General features: G+C 36.3%; 24 protein-coding genes and 1 pseudogene. 15 read left to right on the top strand and 10 right to left on the bottom strand.

Annotated features, from left to right (window positions below):
• The first annotated feature begins 42 nt into the window (after nucleotides 1–42).
• Both BCER98_RS19640 and BCER98_RS19635 read left to right on the top strand, forming a co-directional pair.
• Nucleotides 43–984 (top strand): ABC transporter substrate-binding protein, encoded by a 942-nt coding sequence (locus tag BCER98_RS19640; RefSeq protein ID WP_012096344.1) that lies wholly within the window; start codon nucleotides 43–45, stop codon nucleotides 982–984.
• Between the two features lie 140 nt (nucleotides 985–1,124).
• Complete coding sequence (locus tag BCER98_RS19635; protein WP_012096343.1) at nucleotides 1,125–2,429, top strand: HD domain-containing protein; 1,305 nt, start codon at nucleotides 1,125–1,127, stop codon at nucleotides 2,427–2,429.
• A 41-nt stretch (nucleotides 2,430–2,470) separates the two neighbouring features.
• On the opposite strand, the gene BCER98_RS19630 is transcribed toward BCER98_RS19635, so the two are convergent.
• Complete coding sequence (locus BCER98_RS19630) at nucleotides 2,471–2,656, bottom strand: 2-hydroxymuconate tautomerase (protein ID WP_001147171.1); 186 nt, start codon at nucleotides 2,654–2,656, stop codon at nucleotides 2,471–2,473.
• A gap of 112 nt (nucleotides 2,657–2,768) precedes the next feature.
• Here BCER98_RS19630 and BCER98_RS19625 point away from each other — a divergent pair, with 112 nt between their 5' ends.
• From BCER98_RS19625 to BCER98_RS22325, 4 genes and pseudogenes are all read left to right on the top strand, one after another.
• Nucleotides 2,769–3,443, top strand: coding sequence for a site-2 protease family protein (locus BCER98_RS19625; RefSeq protein ID WP_012096341.1), 675 nt, complete (start codon nucleotides 2,769–2,771; stop codon nucleotides 3,441–3,443).
• Between the two features lie 24 nt (nucleotides 3,444–3,467).
• A complete protein-coding gene (locus BCER98_RS19620; protein ID WP_012096340.1) occupies nucleotides 3,468–3,977 on the top strand; it encodes a YwhD family protein in 510 nt (169 codons plus the stop codon).
• A gap of 319 nt (nucleotides 3,978–4,296) precedes the next feature.
• Nucleotides 4,297–4,590 (top strand): annotated as a pseudogene (locus tag BCER98_RS23765) (IS3 family transposase); the annotation flags it as partial.
• A 59-nt stretch (nucleotides 4,591–4,649) separates the two neighbouring features.
• Nucleotides 4,650–4,841, top strand: a complete 192-nt coding sequence (locus tag BCER98_RS22325) for a hypothetical protein (protein ID WP_012096339.1) — start codon at nucleotides 4,650–4,652, stop codon at nucleotides 4,839–4,841.
• Nucleotides 4,842–4,904: 63 nt separating this feature from the next.
• Here the strand turns inward: BCER98_RS22325 and BCER98_RS19615 are convergent, their stop codons facing one another.
• The 3 genes from BCER98_RS19615 to BCER98_RS19605 are packed head-to-tail and all read right to left on the bottom strand — an operon-like array spanning nucleotide 4,905 to nucleotide 7,226.
• A complete protein-coding gene (locus BCER98_RS19615) occupies nucleotides 4,905–5,489 on the bottom strand; it encodes a hypothetical protein (RefSeq protein WP_012096338.1) in 585 nt (194 codons plus the stop codon).
• 26 nt (nucleotides 5,490–5,515) lie between these two features.
• Nucleotides 5,516–6,274, bottom strand: coding sequence for an SAR2788 family putative toxin (locus BCER98_RS19610; protein WP_012096337.1), 759 nt, complete (start codon nucleotides 6,272–6,274; stop codon nucleotides 5,516–5,518).
• Nucleotides 6,275–6,290: 16 nt separating this feature from the next.
• Nucleotides 6,291–7,226 (bottom strand): S8 family peptidase, encoded by a 936-nt coding sequence (locus BCER98_RS19605; RefSeq protein ID WP_081428445.1) that lies wholly within the window; start codon nucleotides 7,224–7,226, stop codon nucleotides 6,291–6,293.
• 390 nt (nucleotides 7,227–7,616) lie between these two features.
• Here BCER98_RS19605 and BCER98_RS22720 point away from each other — a divergent pair, with 390 nt between their 5' ends.
• Entirely contained in the window at nucleotides 7,617–7,760 is a 144-nt protein-coding gene (locus tag BCER98_RS22720; RefSeq protein WP_012096335.1) for a hypothetical protein, read from the top strand.
• Nucleotides 7,761–7,992: 232 nt separating this feature from the next.
• Entirely contained in the window at nucleotides 7,993–8,301 is a 309-nt protein-coding gene (locus BCER98_RS23535; protein WP_012096334.1) for an IS3 family transposase, read from the top strand.
• 128 nt (nucleotides 8,302–8,429) lie between these two features.
• Here the strand turns inward: BCER98_RS23535 and BCER98_RS19595 are convergent, their stop codons facing one another.
• Nucleotides 8,430–10,481, bottom strand: a complete 2,052-nt coding sequence (locus BCER98_RS19595) for a transglycosylase domain-containing protein (protein ID WP_012096333.1) — start codon at nucleotides 10,479–10,481, stop codon at nucleotides 8,430–8,432.
• Nucleotides 10,482–10,561: 80 nt separating this feature from the next.
• Entirely contained in the window at nucleotides 10,562–11,287 is a 726-nt protein-coding gene (locus BCER98_RS19590; protein ID WP_012096332.1) for a glycerophosphodiester phosphodiesterase, read from the bottom strand.
• 151 nt (nucleotides 11,288–11,438) lie between these two features.
• Here BCER98_RS19590 and BCER98_RS19585 point away from each other — a divergent pair, with 151 nt between their 5' ends.
• The 4 genes from BCER98_RS19585 (at nucleotide 11,439) to speB (ending at nucleotide 15,123) form a co-directional block, all read left to right on the top strand.
• Complete coding sequence (locus tag BCER98_RS19585; protein ID WP_012096331.1) at nucleotides 11,439–11,846, top strand: MerR family transcriptional regulator; 408 nt, start codon at nucleotides 11,439–11,441, stop codon at nucleotides 11,844–11,846.
• 6 nt (nucleotides 11,847–11,852) lie between these two features.
• On the top strand, nucleotides 11,853–13,016 hold the full coding sequence (locus tag BCER98_RS19580; RefSeq protein WP_041810146.1) for an MFS transporter: 1,164 nt from the start codon (nucleotides 11,853–11,855) through the stop codon (nucleotides 13,014–13,016).
• Between the two features lie 164 nt (nucleotides 13,017–13,180).
• A complete protein-coding gene (speE, locus tag BCER98_RS19575; protein ID WP_012096329.1) occupies nucleotides 13,181–14,008 on the top strand; it encodes a spermidine synthase in 828 nt (275 codons plus the stop codon).
• A gap of 242 nt (nucleotides 14,009–14,250) precedes the next feature.
• A complete protein-coding gene (gene speB / locus BCER98_RS19570) occupies nucleotides 14,251–15,123 on the top strand; it encodes an agmatinase (RefSeq protein ID WP_012096328.1) in 873 nt (290 codons plus the stop codon).
• A 248-nt stretch (nucleotides 15,124–15,371) separates the two neighbouring features.
• On the opposite strand, the gene BCER98_RS19560 is transcribed toward speB, so the two are convergent.
• The gene (locus BCER98_RS19560; protein ID WP_012096327.1) at nucleotides 15,372–16,409 is read right to left on the bottom strand and encodes a PTS sugar transporter subunit IIC; all 1,038 of its coding nucleotides are present in this window, start codon (nucleotides 16,407–16,409) and stop codon (nucleotides 15,372–15,374) included.
• Nucleotides 16,410–16,624: 215 nt separating this feature from the next.
• Between BCER98_RS19560 and BCER98_RS19555 the strand changes: the two genes are divergently transcribed.
• Entirely contained in the window at nucleotides 16,625–16,987 is a 363-nt protein-coding gene (locus BCER98_RS19555; RefSeq protein WP_012096326.1) for a YxeA family protein, read from the top strand.
• A 26-nt stretch (nucleotides 16,988–17,013) separates the two neighbouring features.
• Here the strand turns inward: BCER98_RS19555 and BCER98_RS19550 are convergent, their stop codons facing one another.
• Entirely contained in the window at nucleotides 17,014–18,000 is a 987-nt protein-coding gene (locus BCER98_RS19550) for a S66 family peptidase (protein ID WP_012096325.1), read from the bottom strand.
• Between the two features lie 192 nt (nucleotides 18,001–18,192).
• Here BCER98_RS19550 and BCER98_RS19545 point away from each other — a divergent pair, with 192 nt between their 5' ends.
• Entirely contained in the window at nucleotides 18,193–18,630 is a 438-nt protein-coding gene (locus BCER98_RS19545; RefSeq protein WP_041810142.1) for a DUF1934 domain-containing protein, read from the top strand.
• Nucleotides 18,630–20,300, top strand: a complete 1,671-nt coding sequence (gene argS / locus BCER98_RS19540) for an arginine--tRNA ligase (RefSeq protein WP_012096323.1) — start codon at nucleotides 18,630–18,632, stop codon at nucleotides 20,298–20,300. Before BCER98_RS19545 ends, argS begins: the two co-directional genes overlap by 1 nt.
• Before the next feature lie 53 nt (nucleotides 20,301–20,353).
• Here argS and BCER98_RS19535 read toward each other — a convergent pair whose 3' ends face one another.
• Nucleotides 20,354–20,728 carry a hypothetical protein gene (locus BCER98_RS19535; RefSeq protein ID WP_012096322.1) on the bottom strand — a complete coding sequence of 125 codons (375 nt, stop codon included), beginning with the start codon at nucleotides 20,726–20,728 and terminating at the stop codon, nucleotides 20,354–20,356.
• Between the two features lie 139 nt (nucleotides 20,729–20,867).
• Nucleotides 20,868–22,268: a M28 family metallopeptidase gene (locus tag BCER98_RS19530; protein ID WP_012096321.1), complete on the bottom strand. Its 1,401-nt coding sequence runs from the start codon at nucleotides 22,266–22,268 to the stop codon at nucleotides 20,868–20,870.
• Between the last annotated feature and the right edge of the window lie 331 nt (nucleotides 22,269–22,599).

The following is a 22,599-nucleotide window of genomic DNA, read 5'->3' as shown; positions in this document are numbered from 1 at the left end:
TACAGCTTATAAAGAAAATGATATCCAGGAGGAGAAAAGAATATGAAGAGATTCAAACTAACATTATTAGCAATGGTACTTGTTGTTACTTCTGTATTATTTGCAGCTTGTTCTTCTGATAAGAAGGAAGAAAAGAAAGCTGACGCAAATGCGAAAGAGCGCACTGTACAGCATGCAAAAGGGGAAATAAAAATTCCTGCAAAACCAAAGAAAATTGCTGACCTTAGTGGTTCGACGGAAGAATTATTAATCTTTGGAATGAAACCAATTATTACTGCAAATACGTCTCAAGAAAAAATTGATGCTCATATTGCAGATAAATTAAAAGGTGTAAAACCAGTTGGCTCTGCTTGGGGCGACAAAATCAACATTGAGGCAGTAGCTGCTGCAAAACCAGATTTAATTCTTGTGAATAATCGTCAAGAAAAAATCTATGATCAACTATCTAAAATTGCACCAACTGTTATGTTAAAAACTCCATTAGATCAATGGCGTCCGAAGTTTAAAGAATTAGGTAAAATCTTTGATAAAGAAAAAGAAACAAAAGAATGGTTTAAAAAGTATGATGATAAAGCAAGCAAATTACATGATAAAATCGTTGCGAAAACTGGCGATGCGAAGTTCATGAAAATGGCTGCATATCCAAATGCATTCCGTGTATATGGTGATTACGGTTACGGTAGCGTAATCTTTACAGATTTAAAATTACCGGCAGTTGCAGGGACACCAATGGATAAACCGTTAGTACAAGTACAAAAAGAAGCATTAATCGACTACAATCCAGATTACTTATTCGTATTTACAACAGGTGACGGTTCTCAGCGCTTAAAAGAATTCCAAGAAGAAACAATTTGGAAAAATATGAACGCTGTTAAGAACAACCACGTATTTACAATTAAAAATGATGCAGTAAACAAAGGATACTTCCCACTTGGTAAAGAAATGATTTTAGACGAAGTTGCGAACTTTGTTTTAGGGAAATAATAAAAAAGAAATCACTTTCGGAATCGTGAAAGTGATTTCTTTTTTATATAACAGTATTTTTATACAGTCTTTCATTTCTTTCTCTTTCCTATTTCGTTTATAATATAAAGTAAGAATGTAGTAAAGAAAGGAGGATGTCGATGGTATATTTAAACGACAAACTCAGCGAAACGAAAGTATTTAAAGACCCAGTACATAAATATGTGCATGTACGTGATCGCGTCATCTGGGATTTAATTGGGACAAAAGAATTTCAACGTTTACGCCGTATTAAGCAACTTGGAACGACATTTTTCACATTTCATGGCGCGGAACATAGTCGCTTTACTCATTCATTAGGTGTATATGAGATTATTCGTCGTATGATTGATGATGTATTTGATGGCAGACCAAATTGGAATGCAGAAGATAGATTATTATGCTTATGTGCTGCGCTCTTGCATGATGTTGGCCACGGACCATTTTCGCATTCATTTGAAAAGGTGTTTTCACTTAATCATGAGCAATTTACACAAAAAATTATTGTTGGTGATACCGAGGTTCATGAAGTTTTACGCCGGGTAGATTGTGAATTTCCGCAGAAGGTAGCAGACGTGATTGCGAAAACATCTCATAATAAATTGGCAATTAGTATGATTTCAAGTCAAATTGATGCGGATCGTATGGATTACTTGTTGCGAGATGCCTATTTCACGGGGGTAAAGTATGGGAATTTTGATATGGAGCGTATATTGCGTGTAATGCGTCCATATGGTGACCAAGTTGTTATTAAGAGCAGTGGTATGCATGCTGTTGAGCATTATATTATGAGCCGTTATCAAATGTATTGGCAAGTATATTTTCATCCTGTAACGCGCAGTGCTGAAGTTATTTTAACGAAGATTTTACACCGTGCGAAAACATTGCATGAACAATATTATACATTTAAGTATCATCCAGTACATTTCTATTCTTTATTTGAAGAAGAAGTAACAGTAGAAGATTACTTAAAACTAGATGAAAATGTGATGTATTACTACTTCCAGGTATGGCAAGAGGAAGAGGATTCAATCCTTAGCGATTTATGTCGCCGTTTTATGAACAGGAATCTTTTTAAATATGTAGAATTTACCGAGAAGCATGGTTTAGATAATTGGATGGAGTTAAGCAGTTTATTTAAAAAGATTGGTCTAGATCCAGAATATTACTTAGTTGTTGATTCAACGTCAGATTTACCATATGACTTTTACCGAGCAGGAGAGGAAGAGGAACGTCTTCCGATTTTACTTCGTATGCCAAATGGAGAACTTCGAGAACTTTCTCGTGAATCAGATATTGTCGAGGCTATTACTGGTAAGAAGAGAACGGATCAAAAGTTATTTTACCCACATGATTTAATCTATGAAGATGGACGAAAAGGAAAATATAAAGAGAAAATTATCCAGCTATTAGAAGGGAAAAAGTAAGAAGCAGTCTTATCGCTGCTTCTTACTTAAAAAGATTGAAATTATTTGTCGCTTAAGCGTTTTCCACCAACTGCGTAATGATTTTTAGACATTTCTTCAATGAAAACAACGATGTTTTCTTCTGGAGCACCAGTTGTTTCGCTTACTGCTGCAGTTACTTTTTCAGCAAGAGCTTTTTTTTGTTCTTCTGTGCGTCCTTCTAGCATTTTCACTGTTACGTATGGCATGTATATTCGCTCCTTTATGTAAGTTACAATCTTATTATAACGGATTTTAAGGGAGAACAATCGCAAAAAAACAAATATTTTCTTTTTTGACATAATGAAGAGGAGATGAAGTATGGATCAGTTATTTAGGTATCCATTGCACCAAATTCCACTTGTAGCAATGGCTATTATTATCGCTTTATCTGTGCATGAATTTGCACATGCATATGTTGCATATAAGTTCGGGGATGACACAGCAAAAAGACAGGGGCGTTTAACGTTGTCTCCAATGTCTCATCTAGACCCAATTGGTATGATTGCTGTACTTATTTTAGGCTTTGGTTGGGCACGTCCTGTACCTGTTAACCCATATAATTTTAAAAGGCCACGTCTTGCTGGCATTTTAGTATCTATTGCAGGGCCGATTAGTAACTTTCTTTTGGCAGCAATCGGCTTAATCATTTGGTATGCTCTAATAAGGATTGGTGTTTTAACTGCAATTCCATTTGCAGTTGCAGATACATTAGGACAATTTTTTGAAATTTTTATTGTTCTTAATGTTGTTTTGCTTGTTTTTAATTTATTACCGATTCCGCCACTTGATGGATATCGTGTTATGGAAGATTTAGCGCCAGCAAATATTCGCGCCAAAATGACGCAGTATGAAAAATATGGAGCAATTGCGTTATTAATTCTTGTGATTACACCGCTTGATCGCTATACAATTCAACCTATTTTCAGCGTGGTCATTCCGCAAGTATTAAGGTTTTTAGAAAATATCATTGCGCCTATCTTTGGGCTTATATAATCTGTGAGTGAGGAGGAATTGTCTATGACAGAGAAAAAGAAAAAAATCGGTTTTAATATTATAAAGAACGATTCAACAGATGGACATGGTGGTTTTGGTGTGGGCGCGCTTAGCCTAGAAAACATTTCACCTGTTATTGTAGATGTAACAGAACAAACAGCCTTTGTTGATATCGGAGCAATGCATGCGCGCAGTGTGGTAGAAAAGGGAATTAAATTTTTAATAAATAAAGAAGAAGTTCCGAACGGAAAACCGTATTGGCTCGTTTGGGTAACGATTGAAAGAACGGAAAAAGGTGCGTATTATGCCGGTGTCACAGCCTGTGAAATGACAGTTGACCGCGAAATTCGCCGCGGCTATAAATCACTTCCTGAACATGTAAATAAAATGGATAAATCATTAAAGCGTCACATTATCGTTGATCATATGGATGAATCGTCTAAACAAGTATTGGGAAGATTCCTAAAAGAGCATAATGAAGCAATTTGGAATGAATCGAGCGCAGAATTACGTCATGCATTATTAGGCGAATAAAATCGTTGGTGTATAATATCTTCAACCCACTTGAGGATAAGAAAGGGAAAGGCTACTAGAAGTAATTTGAACTGTCCCCCGAATCGTGGACACTTAAAAAAGGTCCATCATTCGGGGTTTTTGTATATTTTTCTAAGCAAACCTCGTTATAATGGATACAACGATAGAAGTGAGGTACGGAACATGAGTAAAATGATTTTAATAAACAACAAATGAAGCAACTAGAAAAGAAGGAAAATGTGGTAAAAGGATCAAAACGTTCGATTCGCTATTGTCCAGATTTTAAAGTAAGAGCTGTGAAAAAAATCAACAAGGAAAAGGGCCAAATCAAATTTTTTTAGAAAATGGATTCGATTTAGAGATAATTGGTGAAAAGAAGCCAAACCAATGTTTAAAACGTTGGAGAAAAACATATGAACAATTTAGCGAGGAAGGATTTTATACAGAGCGTCGCGGAAAAGGACGTACGGGTCGCCCCTCTTCCAAACCACTCTCTTCTGACGACAAGTTAAAGAAAGCGGAAGCTCGTATTGCGTTTCTGGAGGCAGAACTGGAATTCTTAAAAAAGTTAGACGAACTCGAAAGGCAGGCGTTACAGAAGAAGCGATTTTAACACCTCGTGAAGCCTATACACTTATTGAACAAACGATTCGTCGCTTCCGATTTCCTCGTATGGTGCGTTATTTTTACGAACTCGCGGGCGTAAGGCGTAGAGGATATTACGCTTGGCTTCGTCAAACAGATCAGCATATGGAGAGGGAACAGAATGACGAAAAAGATTATGAACTGATTCAAGAAATTAAAGAGGAATCACCAAGTCATAAAGTAGCGATACAATGTTTCAAACGTGTAATATTAATTTAATTAGAATCAAAAACATGAATTTAGTACAGTACTAAATTCATGTTCTAGAGGTTATTTATTTTTTTACTTATCCTCTGTAATATTCTCGTAATCCGATACCCAAATAACACTGTCCTTAATTAAATATTCATTAGAGGTTTCATCATCGTAGGAGATAACCTTTCGGACCTCTAGTAAATTATTTAATAATAATTCTTGTTCTGTTGCAGATAGAGTATTTACTTCATCTTCTAGCCAAATAGAAATTAAATAATATGCTCGCCAATTGAGAGCGATGTTATTTAAAAATAACGGTTTTTCTAATTGAATTTGATATTCGACGAATTTATTTTTATACTCTACTATTTGTTCCTCTATAGCTATAATCAACTGCGAATCTAATAACTCATTTTCATTTATATGTAGCCTTAAATAAAAGTGATTAAACTTAGATTCGGCGGCCAATTTCCAACTTTGGAAAACTTCAACCAATGCACAAATCACTTTCTTTTTATACCAAATTGGTAAATTCTGTGTGTCTAGATAATTAAAAGTTTTTACATAATCAAAATGGTTATCCTCTAAAAATTTATTATCAAATTGACTATTCTCTATTTTCCATTCATTCAACTTTCTAACTCTTCTTTTCCAACCTCTAATTTTTTTCAAGAAATAGTACACCTCTATTCAAACTATTATATTTTTATAGATCTACCTTTAACGGGACCTTTAATCATGTCACCAGTAAGGGGATCCATACTTCCTAGATGCTTACCTTTACTATCATAAACCTCAATGTCATTATGGGTATGATCCCATTCATAGTATTTCTTTTTTGAACCTTTACCACTAGTTTTAGTTTTTCCTTTGTGTGGTGATAAGCCTTTCCACACCGGGCTATTTGATTTTGTTAGTTGCTTAGAAATTTGTCTTAAAGCAGTTTTTCCCCATTTTTTAATAGCAGCTTGGATACCTGCTCTGGCTACTAAAGCTAATACCACTGGAACGGCTGGTATGAAAGAAGCTTGAAGTTTTGTTGTATCGTACTCATATATTTTACCAGTTTTTAGATCTTTAAAGTTGGCGATGAATACTTCTTCATTGGATTTAATTACTTCAACATCAAAATTTACTTTTATTTCTTCCCCATTTGCATCAATAAAGTTCCCATTAACCTGGATATCACCTGTTTCTTTATCTAAAGAAACAGCCGTTGATGCAGTAAAATCTTCGGCAGTTACTGCACTTTCTACTATGATTTTTGTACTATTATTTGTAATAATGTCAACGTTCAATCCTTCTGAAATGCTGCTATCAACTTGTTGTTCTACACTTTGATCAATTAGATTTGTTTCTTGTGTTGCAGCGTTAGCTTCTTGAACACTAGTCCCTAAATTGGGAATTAAAGTAATAAATAAAGTCAATATCATTATTTTTATTAACCATTTTTGCACCTTTAGTCACTCCTAGTCATTTTTGTATTAAACCATAGCCAAATTCATTATCATACCCCTTACTTCCTAGATCTATTGAACGCTCAATTAAAATTTTTTTAATTTGGTCCAAGTTAAGCATATTGTCACTTTCAGCTAATAATACAGATATAACACCAGTTGCAAATGCAGTAGCAAATGATGTTCCACTATATATGGAATACCCTCCGTCTTGATTGGTTGATAATATATCAACTCCAGGGGCTGCAAAATCTATTTTTCCTTTGGCGGATGAGCTAGCACGTTTAAATTCTTTATTTACTGATGATATAGATATAACATTTTCATACTTAGCAGGGTAATCTACACCCAATCCATATGTATTACCGGAAGCTGCTACTACAATAATTCCGGAATCTACTGCCTCATCTATTGCTTTTTTTAATTCAGGAGTTTCAGATTGTAACCCAAAGCTAATGTTTAATATATTAACTCGTTGTTCTATACACCACCGTATCCCTTCAATAAGATGATTAACCTCGCCTTTACCCTGATTATCAAGGACTTTGACATCATAAAGTTGAACGTTTGGAGCTACACCTAAAATTCCTAATGTATTATTTTCAGCGGCTATGATTCCAGCAATAGCAGTTCCATGACCAGTTTCATCAATAATAGGATTATTTAAATTAATCGTATTGAATTCTTTTACAATTTTACCTTTTAAATCTTCATGTTCTTTATATATACCACTATCCAAAATAGCAACCTTGATTGTATTTTGGATATGAGTAAATCCATTTTCTATTACAGCTTTTCTTCCCCAAGTTACAGATTGTTCTTCTTTTTTATAGGGAATGTTAGATTTTGTTTTTGATAATGTAGACTCACTATAAAAAAGAAAATAAAAAAGTGAACTGCACAAAACTAGTCCTGTTAGCATAGAAATTAAAATCTTTTTAACCTTATTCACCTCTTTTCTACATGTTTTCAAGGTAAGTATTGTAATTAATAATGCATAATCCGAATATAAAAATATCATTTATAAAAACGTTTTATAAGACTGCGAATTATTTCTTTTTTATGTTAATATTTATATATGGAAACTGATATAATTAACGTGATTTACTATATATGATATTAATGATGGAGAAGGTTTATTTATCATAAGGTAAGTGAACAGAAGGTTCCAAATCTTTTTGTTATACTATAAAAAGTGCATTAAAAAAGTTCTTGAACCAAATTAATGAACTGTACCCTGAATCGTGGACACTTAAAAAAGGTCCATCATTCGGGGTTTTTGTATATTTTTCTAAGCAAACCTCGTTATAATGGATACAACGATAGAAGTGAGGTACGGAACATGAGTAAAATGATTTTTAATGAATTACAAACGAAGCAACTAGAAAAGAAGGAAAATCAACAAGGAAAAGGACCAAATCAAATTTTTTTAGAGAATGGATTCTCTTTAGATATCATTGGTAAGGGGAAGCCAAGCATCTCGTAACGAAGATTCGTCGGGCGAATTCTTATAAACAGATCGCAAAAGCGACACAAGAACATAAGACCTGTCCGAAGCTGTTGAACCGCCAATTTCATCAGGGAGAACCGGAACAAAAGATGGTAACCAATATATGACGTATTTATTGTATGGGAAAGAGAAAAAAGCATATTTATCAGGTGTAAAAGATTGTAAGACGCGAGAGATTTTAGCCTATCACATCTCTCCCTCTTGACAAATGGAGATTGTTTATCAAACACTCGAAAAATGGAAAGTGAGATTAGGAGGCACCATTTATTCAGAAGCCATGCTGTATTCCGATCAAGGTTTTCATTACACTCATTCGGAATACCAAAAGCGAGTAAGAGAAATGGGGCTTAGACAATCTATGTCACGTAGAGGAAACTGCTTAGATAACACTCCAATGGAATCTTTTTTCGGTCATATGAAGGATGAATGCAATGATAAATGTTGTCAAACATTCCAATCTCGTCAAGAAGTAATAAATGAGTATATGCAAGATTATCATTATGATCGTTATCAATAGACACTCAAAAAAATGGTTCCGGTACAATACCGGAACCATCTTTTAAGTGTTTAATTTTTAAGGCCTTTTTATGAAACTGTCCATTTTATAGGGTACAGTTCAAATTTTCTAGTAGCCTTTCATTTCGTTTACCATGGGATGTATTTTTTCCACCAGCTATCCTTTTTCTTCTCTTTACTAATTTTCTCAAAGTCTTCTTTATCATCAACATGGTCCATACAATATTCAGTTGGCTCCGTCCCTTTTGTAAAATACATTTTTACAAAGGTAGGGCATCCTTTTGTCGCGATTTTTCCATTTTCAGGATTAATATTTAAAGCGATAACATCACTTGGTTGCTTCAACTTTTTCTTCGGCTGACCATCTAATCCTTTTTCCATTGTATCTGCCCAAATTCTTTTGGCATAGCCTTGTTCAGCTGGGTTGGAAATCGGTTTTGGCTGGTCATATCCGACCCAAACTCCTGTGACAAGTTGCGGTGTGAAGCCAATCATCCAACTATCTGTTTCGGTTGAACCTGATTTTCCGGCATATGTTCGTGACAATTTTGGAAGAAGGGATTGTCCTGTTACAGCGGCATAACTGCTTAATTTTTTGTTAAACATTCCAGTCATCATCTCTTCCATAACAAATGCTTTATTTTTATCAAGAACTTGCTTACTTTCTAAGTGTGCATCGTATAAAATATTTCCCTCGTAATCAACAACGCGGCGAATAAAGGCTGGTTTCACCTGTTTTCCGCCATTAGCAAACATACTATAGGCATTTACCATTTCAATTGGTTTTACAGGAGATGTACCGAGAGCGAGAGAAGGAACATCTTGCAATGAACTTGTAATACCAAATTGTTTCGCTGTTTTTATGAGAGTTTCAGTCCCTAAAAATAAGTTTGTTTTGACAGCATACACATTATCCGATACGGCAAGAGCTTGTGCCATCGTTACAAAATCATCTGCATAATAGCCCTTATAATTTTTCGGTTGATACTTCGAAACACCGTCTCCTAAAGTAAATACGGTATATTCACTTTTTAACCGAGTAGCAGGTGTAAAGCCTTTCTCTAGTGCCGCGTAATATAAAAATGGTTTAAAGGTTGACCCCGGCTGACGAGCAGCTTGGATGGCCCGGTTAAATTGGCTCTCCTTATAATCTTTTCCTCCTACAAGAGCAGCTACTTCCCCTGTTTTCGGATTCATGGAAACAAGGGCGGTTTGGATATCTGTTGTCTTTGGAATATGATCCTTCACAGCTTGTTCTGCAATGCTTTGTAGCTTTGGATCTAATGTTGTATAAATACGAAGACCACCGCGTTGCAATGTTTGTTCATCTAATCCAACATCGTGAAGAAGAGCAGCTTGTACGGCATCTTGGAAGTACGGTGCTATTTCTGTCACTTCTTTTGTATCTAATGAAGAAAGTGCTAGCCTTTCTTTTTTTGCAGCTTCAGCTTGTTGTTTTGTAATATATCCTTGCTCGACCATTTCATTTAAAATAAGCGATTGTCTTTGTTTAGCACGTTCTTTTTTTAAGTAAGGTGAATAAAGGCTCGGCCCTTTTGGAATTCCAGCAAGCATACTCGCTTCTGCCAATGTTAAATCTTTTGCTGCTTTATTGAAATATAGCTGGGCAGCTGCTTCAATTCCGTAAGCGCCATGTCCATAGTAAATGGTATTTAAATAGCCTTCTAAAATACGATCCTTACTATAATTGACTTCAAGGCGGATTGTATAAATAGCCTCTAATAGCTTTCTTTTCCATGTCTTATCATGGTCTAAGTAAAGGTTACGAGCGTATTGTTGTGTAATAGTACTAGCCCCTTGTACTTTAGCCATCGCCTTTATATCAGCAATGATTGCTCCAATGATTCGCTTCGTATCGAAACCGTGATGGTTATAGAATCTTTGGTCCTCGATCGAAAGCGTCGCCTCTTTCACATAAGGAGAAATCTGTTCAAGTGGAATATTATAGCGCTTTTGCATCTTATTGCTTTGTCCCATAACTGTATCGTCATTCGCATAAAAAATACTCGTTTGTGGGACCAAAGTGGGAGGTGGTCCCATTATTTTTGCAACGATAATAATGATAAAAAAGGAACAAACGAAAAATAGAACAGATGAAAAAGCCACGGTGAAGAAAAGACGTTTATATGTTTGTAGTTTGGAATTGATAGTTTGATCCATCTTCTTCATCCCCTCGTTATATACTTTTACTAGTATTGAGGGTTTTATTGTATTTTAAACACAAAAAAGAGCCCTTTCCGTTAAGAAAGGAGCTCAAGAGCACGCGTAGGCCAGTCTGTAATGATGACATCTACTCCGTAATCTATCATGGTTTGCAAGTCTTGCTCTTCATTAATTGTATAAGGGCGGAAGATAAATCCTTGTTTCTGCGCCATTTGTACGAACTCTTTTGTTAACAGTTTAAAATTAGGGTGTAGCCCCGTTGCTTCTCTTTTTCTCGCTTCCCCAACTGGATCTAACATGGGTTCATCGTATAAAAGAGCTCTCGGAATTTCAGGTGCTATTTCAGCTAATAATGAAATAGAATCATGATGAAATGATGAGAATATAATTTTGTTTGATAGATGGTACTCGCGTACAAGATCGACAACTTTTCGTTCAATATTCGGATAGTGAATCACATCTGTTTTGAGTTCAATATTTAGCTGCAGTTTTGTTGTAGAGAGCCAAATGAGTACTTCGCGCAAAGTAGGAATCTTCGCTTCATGAAAAGAAGGGTGCTTATGACTCCCAGCATCTAAACTTTGTAGTTCCGCTACTGTTTGTTCAGAAACGAGTCCCACACCATTTGTTGTGCGATCAACAGTTTCGTCATGAATAACAACAAGTTCGCCATCTTTTGACAGATGGATATCAAGTTCGATCCCGTCAGCACCAATGCGCTCTGCTTCTTTGAAAGCAATCATCGTATTCTCTGGATGGCTACCTTTCGCCCCGCGGTGTGCGAAAATAAGTGGTTTCTTCATTTCAAAATCTCCTTATTTATGTATTTTCTCCATTATGAAACTGATATAGAAAAAATACAATCAAAATTACAAATATTTACAAGTGTATAATAGTTGCATAATAGTTAACGTTAACGTAAAATGTAATAATGTGATAAGAGGAGGGATACATATGTATAAAATCGATGAAGTAACGAAGCAAGTCGGTTTAACAAAACGCACACTTCGTTATTATGAGGAAATCGGTTTAATTCATCCGCCGGAACGAAGTGAAGGAAACATTCGTCTTTATACAGATCGAGATATTGAGAGAATTAAGAAGATTGTAGAAGCAAAGGAAGTATTAGGAATTACTCTGCAAGAAATGCAGCATTTCTTATCATTGAAAGAGCGAATGGAAAAAAGAAGAAATAGTGATAATCCGCTTGATCGAGCGATGATTCAAGAAATTAAAGATATGCTTGAAAGTCAAGTACAAACATTAGATATAAAAATGAAACAAATGGAGCGAGTGAAAGCTGAATTAGAAGACAGCTTAGAGCGCGCACGTAATTTCTTAGAGAAAACAAAAGGAGAGTAAGTGAACATGGGGAGTAGACAGAAAATGGGAAGATTCATTACAGTATTGGCTACATTCTTGGCTTTCTCAGGTATTGGGGTTGTCGACCCTATTTTGCCAATTATAGCTGAGAAAATTGGTGCCACACATTGGCAAGTAGAAATGCTGTTTACAGCGTATATTTTAACGATGGCAATTATGATGTTACCAGCAGGAATCTTTGCTTCCAGATTTGGAGATAAGCGAATGATGACAATTGGTCTTGCGATTGTAACTGTTTTTGCATTTACATGTGCTATATCACAAACAATTGCGCAATTATCTCTTTTCCGTGCAGGATGGGGACTAGGGAACGCGATGTTTTTTGCAACAGCAATGACATTATTGATTGCTCTAAGTCAAGAAGTTCATGAGGCAGTCGGTTTATATGAGGCAGCAATTGGTTTCGGTATGGCTGGCGGACCGTTATTAGGTGGTATATTAGGCGGATATTCATGGCGTTACCCATTTTTTGCAACGAGCTTTTTCATTTTCTTAGCATTTATTTTAGTATTCTTTTTTGTAAAAGAGCCGGAGCGAAAAACGAAGCGTAAGGCAGCTGGTGTAGGAGAATTACTTAACTTAGTAAAATATAAACCATTTATGCAAGGTGCGATTTCAGGTATGTTATATTACTATGGTTTCTTCGTTGTGCTAGCGTATTCACCACTTATTATGCATGTATCAGCAATCCAACTTGGATTTGTATTTTGCGGATGGGGGTTAGCATTAGCATATGGTTCTGCGATATTAGCTCATAAATTAGAAGGGAAATATGAACCGAAGGCATTGCTACGTTTCAGCTTATTTGTATTTGCCATCCTATTAGTTGCATTATTCTTTGTTCAAATCATGTGGTTACAAATTGTTTTCATTGTTTTATCTGGATTAGCATCTGGCTTAAATAACGCTCTATACACAAGCTATGTGATGGATATTTCACCTTATGAAAGATCGATTACATCGGGTGTGTATAACTTTGTGCGCTGGTTAGGCGGAGCAATTGCTCCTATTTTATCGGGAATTATTGGTCATGCAATTTCACCACAGAGTCCGTTTTTAGTAGGTGGAATCGTTGTTTTAGTTGGATGTGTTATGATTTTTATTCCAGTTCGTCAATCAGCAGAAATAGAGACAAAGGCCCTTTCTTAAGAAAGGGTTTTCTTTATATCGATATATAAGAGTCAGTTGACTTAAATATATTTTTAGTCTTTTTACACTTTTAACTATACTTTTCCGATGTTTTGTTTTATTTTTGTTAGGGGACATTAATGATGTCCCTATTATAAATTTGCAATGAAAGGCGTGATTGTACGATGGAACTATGGTTCACTGAGAAACAAACAAAACATTTTGGAATTACGGCGCGTATTAACCGCACATTACATACGGAGCAAACAGAATTTCAAAAGCTTGATATGGTAGAAACAGAAGAGTTCGGAAACATGCTGATTTTAGATGGTATGGTAATGACAACAGAAAAAGATGAGTTTGTCTATCATGAAATGGTAGCGCATGTTCCTTTATTTACACATCCAAACCCTGAGAACGTATTAGTTGTTGGTGGTGGCGATGGTGGTGTCATTCGCGAAGTACTAAAACACCCAAGCGTGAAGAAAGCAACACTTGTTGAAATCGATGGGAAAGTAATTGAGTATTCTAAGAAATATTTGCCATCTATTGCAGGAGCATTAGATCATGAACGTGTGGAAGTAAAAGTAGGAGATGGTTTCCTACATATCGCAGAAAGTGAAAATGAATACGATGTAATTATGGTTGACTCTACAGAGCCAGTCGGACCAGCAGTTAACTTATTTACAAAAGGATTCTACGCTGGAATCTCTAAAGCGTTAAAAGAAGATGGGATTTTCGTTGCACAAACGGACAACCCTTGGTTTACACCAGAATTAATTACAAATGTAGTGAAAGATGTGAAAGAAATTTTCCCAATTACTCGTTTGTATACAGCAAACATTCCAACGTACCCAAGTGGACTTTGGACATTTACAATTGGATCTAAAAAGTATGATCCACTAGAAGTAAGTGAAGACCGTTTCCATGATATCGAAACGAAGTATTATACAAAAGAACTTCATAAAGCATCATTTGCTTTACCGAAGTTTGTTGGAGATTTAATTAAGTAAGGGCGGGGAACGGTTAGAAGGGATAATCTCTTTTAGTCGCCGCTAAAGCATAAATAACTCATTTAAGGTGTTTGTCTATAAGGCTTGAACATGCTAGTTATGTATGCTTTAGAAAATAAAAAAGTCTTCTTACTATTGCTAAGAGGATGAAGAGTGATCGAGAAAGAGGAGTACAGCACTCCAAATTTGAGAAATAATGAAAGGTTGGGATACCTTAGGTTCCACATAAGGAGGAAAAGAATATGCGTTTTGATGAAGCTTATTCAGGTAAAGTATTTATTAAAAGTCATCCGAGTTTTGAAGAGGCAGAAGCTGTTATTTACGGGATGCCAATGGATTGGACTGTAAGTTATCGTCCAGGTTCTCGCTTCGGCCCTGCACGTATTCGTGAAGTATCAATTGGACTAGAAGAATACAGTCCATATTTAGATCGTGAACTAGAAGAAGTAAAATATTTTGATGCTGGTGATATTCCACTACCATTTGGAAATCCACAGCGCAGCATAGACATGATTGAAGAATATGTAACAAAACTATTAGATGCCGGTAAGTTTCCACTAGGTCTTGGTGGTGAGCACCTAGTGTCTTGGCCAGTTTTTAAGGCAATGGCAAAAAAATATCCGGACTTAGCAATCATTCATATGGATGCTCATACTGACTTACGTGAGTCCTATGAAGGGGAGCCTTTATCCCATGCGACGCCAATTCGCAAAGTATGTGATTTAATTGGGCCGGAAAACGTATATTCTTTCGGAATTCGTTCTGGTATGAAAGAAGAATTTGAATGGGTAAAAGAAGTGGGCATGAACTTATATAAATTTGAAGTGTTAGAGCCATTAAAGAAAGTATTGCCAAAACTTGCAGGACGCCCAGTCTATGTCACAATCGACATCGACGTATTGGATCCAGCACATGCACCTGGCACAGGAACGTTAGAAGCTGGCGGTATCACATCTAAAGAATTATTAGATTCCATCGTAGCAATTGCAAATTCAGATATAAAAGTAGTTGGAGCTGACCTAGTCGAAGTAGCCCCAGTCTACGACCATAGTGACCAAACCCCAATCGCAGCAAGTAAATTCGTGCGGGAAATGCTACTTGGTTGGGTAAAATAAAAGCGGAGGTGGCTTGCTCAGAAGGGAAGGTCATTGGAACTCCAGACGAAGAGGCGCACTTTGCCTCGCAGGAAGGAGTGAAATGTCCGCCCCTTCTAGCCACCATAACTAGAGAAAATAAAAGCGGAGCCGATCACAAATTCAGATATCGGCGATTCGACACATAATATCGACCGCTCTTCAAATTTTGACAATGATTATAAGTTATATGAAAAAAGAGCGAGTTCACGCAGGGAACTCGCTCTTTTTTATGCGACTTTTTCTTTTGAAGAAATTCCGCGGATTTCATCAGCGGTACGGATTGGGTATTTACGGAAGACAAGCGTTCCGATATAACCGATAATTGTGGTAACAATCCCACATAATATAGCGGCGATTGTAACTTTTATTGCATCGTTAAATCCAAAAAGAACAAGAAGTCCTGGAATTGGTGATGCGGTACCAGGTGCATTATTTACGAGTTGAAATAAAGATGTGATAATACCAGCTAATGCACCGCCGACAAAGTTTGTCGTATAGATTGGAATCGGATTGGCAGCGACAATATCAGCTTGTGTCAATGGTTCAATAGCGACAGCAATCGTATCTTTTTTGGAACTAATCTTTAAACGTTTAAAGAAAATAAAGTTCAGTGGAGCTGAAGCTGCTACGGCAAGACTCCCAATCGCCATTGGTAAGCCTGTTAACTGAAGCATAGCAGTTAAAGCCATGGAGCTTAATGGAGATGTAGAGATAACTGTGATGAGCCCACCAAGCATAACGCCCATAATAATTGGGTTTTCTGTAGTTGCAATCGAAATAATAGAACCAATTTTCCCAAGTGTTGCATTTACAACAGGGTCTATAAACATAGCCATACCGCGTGATAGCGGTGCCGCAATAAATAAAATTGCTAAAAATTCAACGCCAGCTGGTAACCTTTTTTCAAGGAACTTTACAATAAAGGCGCAAACATATCCGGCGAAAAATCCGGGTAAAATACCGAATCCGCTAGTAGCAATACCGATTAATACAGCATATACAGGAGATACACCAATTGCTAATGCGACTAAAATGGCCGATGCAACACCGCTCATACCACCAGATGCCTTTCCGACAGCAAATAAAAATTCGCTATGAAACATTTCGCCACCAATATAACGGTGAAATGCTTCAATGAGAAAGCTGGCAATTGCGGCATTTGCTAAAGCTCCCATCGCTTTCATTCCGTAAGGAGCGCGGTAGCTAAAAAGTGTAAATAGAAAAAGTACAACAAGTAATAGTGCTAAACCTTGTAAGATAGCCATTTAAAAACTGTCTCCTTTGATTTTTGTTATAAAAATTTGTATTATTCAATAATAACACAAAAGAGGATGAAACGGAAAAATTTTTTATTAGGAAAATACTGCAAAGTGAGTCAATCTTACGCTCATGTAAGATAAATGTAATGCATTTCAATAGAGTATAGTATACCCTTTTCTTTATAATACAGATATAAGAAATTTAGACAGGAGGCGCATCTATGAAGCTGGCAATGAAAGTGATAGCAGTTTTTGCTATTATTTTAGGTGGAACAGCATATTATTTACAAACAAAAACAGAAGGCGTGGATGCCTTTGTAGACAACTTCTTTTCAAATAAAGAAATACAAGATTATTATGCGGTGATCAATAAAGGTGAGAAAAAAGGTGATGAGTATTTATATACTCTTAAAGGATATACAGAAGATGGGAAACAACAAATGATTAAAAAGATGGTGAACCGTCAATTACAGGAAGGGACTTTTATAAAAATTTACGCAAAAGGTATACAAGGAAAAGGCTGGGCAGAAGTACCAAAGGAATCGATTCCACCAAAAGCGTTGCAAAAGATAGAAAAATCATAAAAGGAGCGAAGGGGTTCGCTCCTTTACTAATGCGTTAAAATCGTAATCGACGAACTTGTTTTATGCGAAATCATTTTTACCCGGCCACCAATCGGAAAAGTAAAAATAGGAGTTGTATGTCCAAAGTTAGCGTTAGCAATGACAGGAATATGTGTGAGTTCAGGTTTTGAGTCAATCATTTCTTGAATGTCCTCCATAGTGGAAGCTGCTCCTTTTTGCATTCTTCCTAATACAATGCCTTTTATATGTTCAAATCCAGGCTGCTGGATGAGAGAGTGTAAATAGCGATTGAAAGTTTGAATGGTAGATTTACCTGTTAAATCATCTTCTTCAAGGAACAAAATTTTATCACATAAGCTTGGCATATATGGCGTGCCTTGCAATAAATTAAAAGTGCTCATATTTCCGCCAACAATCTCGCCAGTACTTTCACCCTCATGTATGGAAATATATCCTTCGTTACTCATAAATTCTCGCTGCTCTTGGTCGATATACCATAGGTCATCGCTCCAAGTTTTAGAAGGGACTATTTCTATTGCATCATTAGTAGTCAGACACTTTAAAAAGTAATCTATCGTATAGTCGAGCCCATGTTTCATTCCAAATGATGAAAAATGTGGGCCTGAATATGTAACTAAACCTGTTTTTTTATAAATTGCATTACTTAAAGCGGTAATATCAGAGTAACCACAAAGAATTTTCGGGTTTTGACGAATGTAATCATAATCGAGATATTTCAATAAACCATTAGAGTTATATCCCCCAAGTGTTGTTAAAATAGCTTTTACATTCGGATCAGAGAATGCTTCATGCAGGTCTTGAACTCTTGAAGAAATAGAAGAGGAAGCGAATCGATCTATCTCTTCAGCATGTTTCGAGAATGTAACTTGAAAGCCCATATCTGTTAATCTTTCAATTGCGAGATTACGGTTGTAATGCGAAACGATACTTAAGCTACATGAAGGTGAAATGACTCGGATTTCATCACCTTGCTTTAATTTTTGTGGAAACATGTTTTTCGCTCCTTAAATGATAGAATATTTAGATTTAATGATTATTTTAACATATAAAGGAAACAAAGGATGAATTATTTTACGAAAAGGAGTTTTCCTGATTTTTCAGCAGACAGATATGGGTTTTTTTTGATATGATAGGAAAAGTGAATTATTTTAATATCTATAATAATGTTGAAAGGTGTGCAAGACGTGGAAAAACAACTTGCAGGCTTGCCGGTGGATGTTCATTTCGTCACAGAAATCCGTGAAGGGGCACGTAAGGAAACCGTTGCTTTTCAGGCAAATGGTCAATACTATGTAAAAGGTGAAAGTACATATGTAACATTCCAGGAGCCAAATGAACAAGGCGAAGTGAGGACGATAATTAAAATTCAAGATGGACAAGTGCTCATTATGAGGTCAGGTGTCGTTTCAATGCGTCAGACGCATGTAAAGGGTGAATGGACAACTGGTACATATAAGAGTGAACTTGGCACGTTTGCATTGCAAACAAAAACAGATAATGTTCTTTTTAAATGGTCGGATGAAAAGAAAAAAGGACAGCTCTTTTTAGCGTACGCATTGCTTCTAAGTGAACAAGAAGCTGGCAGATATACAATTACGATTAATTTAAAGGAGGCAAAATAATGAACTCTTTAGAACAAGTAAAAGAATTGATTAAAGAAGAAATTAAAGCTGCTGTATTAAAAGCAGAATTAGCAACAGAAGAACAAATTCCAAATGTTATATTGGAAACTCCAAAGGATAAAACACACGGTGACTTCTCTACAAATATGGCAATGCAGTTAGCGCGCGTTGCGAAAAAAGCTCCTCGTATGATTGCAGAAGAGTTAATTACAAACTTTAATAAGGAAAAAGCCTCTATTGAAAAAATTGAAATCGCTGGGCCTGGTTTTATTAACTTCCACATGGATAACAGTTATTTAACAGATTTAATTCCAACGATTGTAAAAGCTGGTGAAGCTTACGGTGAAACAAACACTGGTAAAGGTGAAAAAATTCAAGTTGAGTTCGTATCTGCAAATCCAACAGGAGATCTTCACTTAGGACATGCGCGCGGAGCAGCAGTCGGTGACACTTTATGTAACGTATTGGCAAAAGCAGGATACGACGTATCTCGTGAGTACTACATTAACGATGCAGGCAACCAAATTCACAATCTAGCTCTTTCAGTTGAAGCACGTTATATGCAAGCATTAGGTTTAGAGAAAGAAATGCCAGAAGATGGATATCACGGTGCGGATATTATGGAGATCGGAAAACGTTTGGCTGAAGAATTTGGCGATCGCTATGTAAAGGCTGATGAAAAAGAAAGCTATGAATTCTACCGTCAATACGGTTTAAAATATGAATTAGCGAAACTTCAAAAAGACTTAGATAGCTTCCGTGTGAAGTTTGATGTATGGTTCTCTGAGACATCATTATATAAAAACGGTAAAATTGACGCAGCACTTGCTGTATTAAAAGAGCGTAATGAAATCTTTGAAGAAGGTGGGGCAACTTGGTTCCGCTCAACAGCTTACGGTGATGACAAAGACCGTGTATTAATTAAAAAAGATGGTTCTTACACATACTTAACACCAGATATTGCGTATCACCGCGATAAATTAGAGCGTGGATTTGATAAACTGATCAATATTTGGGGTGCGGATCATCATGGTTACATTCCTCGTATGAAAGCTGCAATTCAAGCGCTTGGCTATGAGAAAGAAACACTTGAAGTAGAAATTATCCAAATGGTACAACTATACCAAAATGGTGAAAAAGTGAAGATGAGTAAGCGTACAGGTAAAGCAGTTACCCTTCGTGAACTTATGGAAGAAGTAGGCGTGGACGCAATGCGTTACTTCTTTGCAATGCGCAGCGGTGATTCTCATTTAGACTTTGATATGGATTTAGCTGTATCAAAATCAAATGAAAACCCAGTATACTATGCACAATATGCTCACGCGCGCGTATGCAGCATCCTTCGTCAAGGAGAAGAGCTTGGATTACATGCAGGTGGAGATGTAAACTATAAACTGGTTGCTTCTGAAAAAGAAATTGACTTACTGAAAAAACTTGGTGAATTCCCAGCAGCAGTTGCAGAAGCAGCACAAAAACGTCTACCGCACCGTATTACAAGCTATGCATTTGAATTAGCAGCAGCCCTTCATAGCTTCTACAATGCAGAAAAAGTATTAAATCAAGATAACTTAGAATTAAGTAAAGCTCGTTATGAATTAATGAAAGCAGTGCGCATTACACTTCAAAATGCATTAGCATTAGTAGGAGTATCAGCACCAGAAAAAATGTAATAAAGAAAAGCAAAAAAAAGGCAATCACACCATATTGTGATCGCCTTTTTTTTTCATTGAATTGTATAAGTAACAGAAAAACTAATAGGGCTATAGTAAGTAGATGGTGCATGATATTGTACATACATATTTCCATCTGTTTGCGCAGTGAAAATGCGGCTGTAACCATCAAAGTAGTGTCCGATTAGATTATGATTTGCATCATAAACGCTATAACTAGGAGTCTTACTATTAGGATGGATTGTGAGCTCTTGTCCTTTTTTTAGAAAAATAGCCTCTTTTTCAGAGCTAGTACCTGGTTGAAGAGAATAGAACTTTGTAAAGCTTTGTTCTTGTGTAGCTGCTGCTACCTTTGTTTCAGAGATGAAAGCAGTAGCTCCTGTAATTCCAGCAAGTGTTAATGCACCAGCAATAATCATGTTTTTCATAATAGAAATGCCTCCCTTTAGGTGTAATCATTTGTGTTACAACTAATATTTTACATGAAGAAGACAGGGAGTGAATATGCTTTTATGCATATTTATTTTTTCTCAATAAAAAACCACCGAATAATCGGTGGTTTGACGATTAAGCTGCTTTTTGCTCTGTTTGCACATTCGTATTTTGAATTGAGTTATAAACACCAGTACCAATGACTTCTAATGCCATTTTCATACGTTCTGGTGAGATGTTTTCTAGTACATTATCTTGAGGCGTATGGTATACTTTCTCAATATGATAGATTAATGGATCCCAGCTATCGACGCCCATCCAAATAAATAATGCAGAAGGAATACCAACCTCAGCAAATGGAACATGGTCGCTTGAACCGAACTTTCCTTGAAGAACAAGGTCATTATTTAGCTCCTTACTAGCTTGTAATGCAGCATTCGTTACAAGATTTGTTGAACCATCAAGAGTCATAGCATATAAGTTCTTAGCCTTCTCATAGTTTGTAGCAACCATGTCAGCATTGAACACACCTAAAATACGATCGCGTTCTTTCTGCGATAAGTTTTGTACATAATGATCGGATCCTAGTAATCCTCTTTCTTCTGAGCCGAAAGCAATGAACCGAATTTCCTTATCTGTTTCTACATTTTGAAAAGCACGAGCTAACTCTAATACTAATCCTGTTCCAGAAGCATTATCATTTGCCCCAGGTGCTCCTACGACACTATCATAGTGAGAGCTTATAATGACAGCTTTTTCATTTCCAGTACTCTTTTGTGGTTTCTTTTTTGCGATAACATTTACAGATTGTAGATTTGTCTCATGTCTTGCTTTTAAAGAGAGCGTTATCGTTTTGTTTGTCGCAAGTTCTTCTTTAAATGCATTCCCTTGTGCATAAGCAAGACCAAATACAGGAATGGATTGTTTTTTTGTTAACTGTGGATTAAAAGTTTGCCCATAATTTCCGCGACCGCCAATTAGGCTATATAATAGGACACCTTTAGCTCCCTTTGCTACAGCATTTTCGACTTGTTTGTTATAGTCTGTTACCGTGTTACCTCGTTCAAATAAAACAATCTTTCCGTTTACCTCATTTGGAATATCATTTAAATTTGTTCCACCTTGTACAAAAATGAGAGAAGCAGTAACAGGGTTACTAGAAATAAGCGCATTTGAGGCAGCCCCAGCTTGCCAACTTTTTGATTGTGATAATGATGAGTCTATAAAGCCTACATATTGATCGGGTACAGAGAAAGGCTGATATTCTACCTCATATCCTAGTGATTGTAGTTTCATTCCAACATAACGGGAAGCCCATTGTTCTGATTTTGTTCCACCAGGGCGCGGACCGATGGTTTCGGATAAGAATCGGACGTGTTCGATGGCGCGATTTGCATCAACTTGTTGGGTAATAGGTGGAGTTTTTATAGTTTCTGGTGGGGTATCAGCCTTTGCTTGTCCGATTGGAGCGAGGCTAATAGCGAGTGTAGCAGCAAGCAAAGAGCTTACTATTTTTTTCTTTAGTAATCTTTTCATATTTTTCTCTCCCATTCTTCTAATCTTTATGACTGACAAAAGAAGATGGCTAGTACTCCGTATTTTATTATAAAATTTCTGTATTTTCAATTATTTCCATTTGAGAAATAGGGTAGAACGATAAAATATGTATATTTACATATTTTTGATAAGGATATGTATGTTATCATTCTAACTGAAGGCTCGCTTTCTCTTTGAAAGCCCCTAAATTGCATGGATCTAGTGTACCCAAACTTTAGATTATGTAGAGAAAAGAGATCCCATTTAGGATTTCTTTTTCTTATTGCTTGAACCTTATGAAGGTGATAATCATGTTTTCGCATTCCATGAT

The sequence above is a fragment of the Bacillus cytotoxicus NVH 391-98 genome (assembly GCF_000017425.1).
Classification (GTDB): Bacteria; Bacillota; Bacilli; order Bacillales; family Bacillaceae_G; genus Bacillus_A; species Bacillus_A cytotoxicus.
The sequence above is the reverse complement of the archived record's forward strand: the minus strand, read 5'-3'. Positions and strand labels throughout refer to the sequence as shown.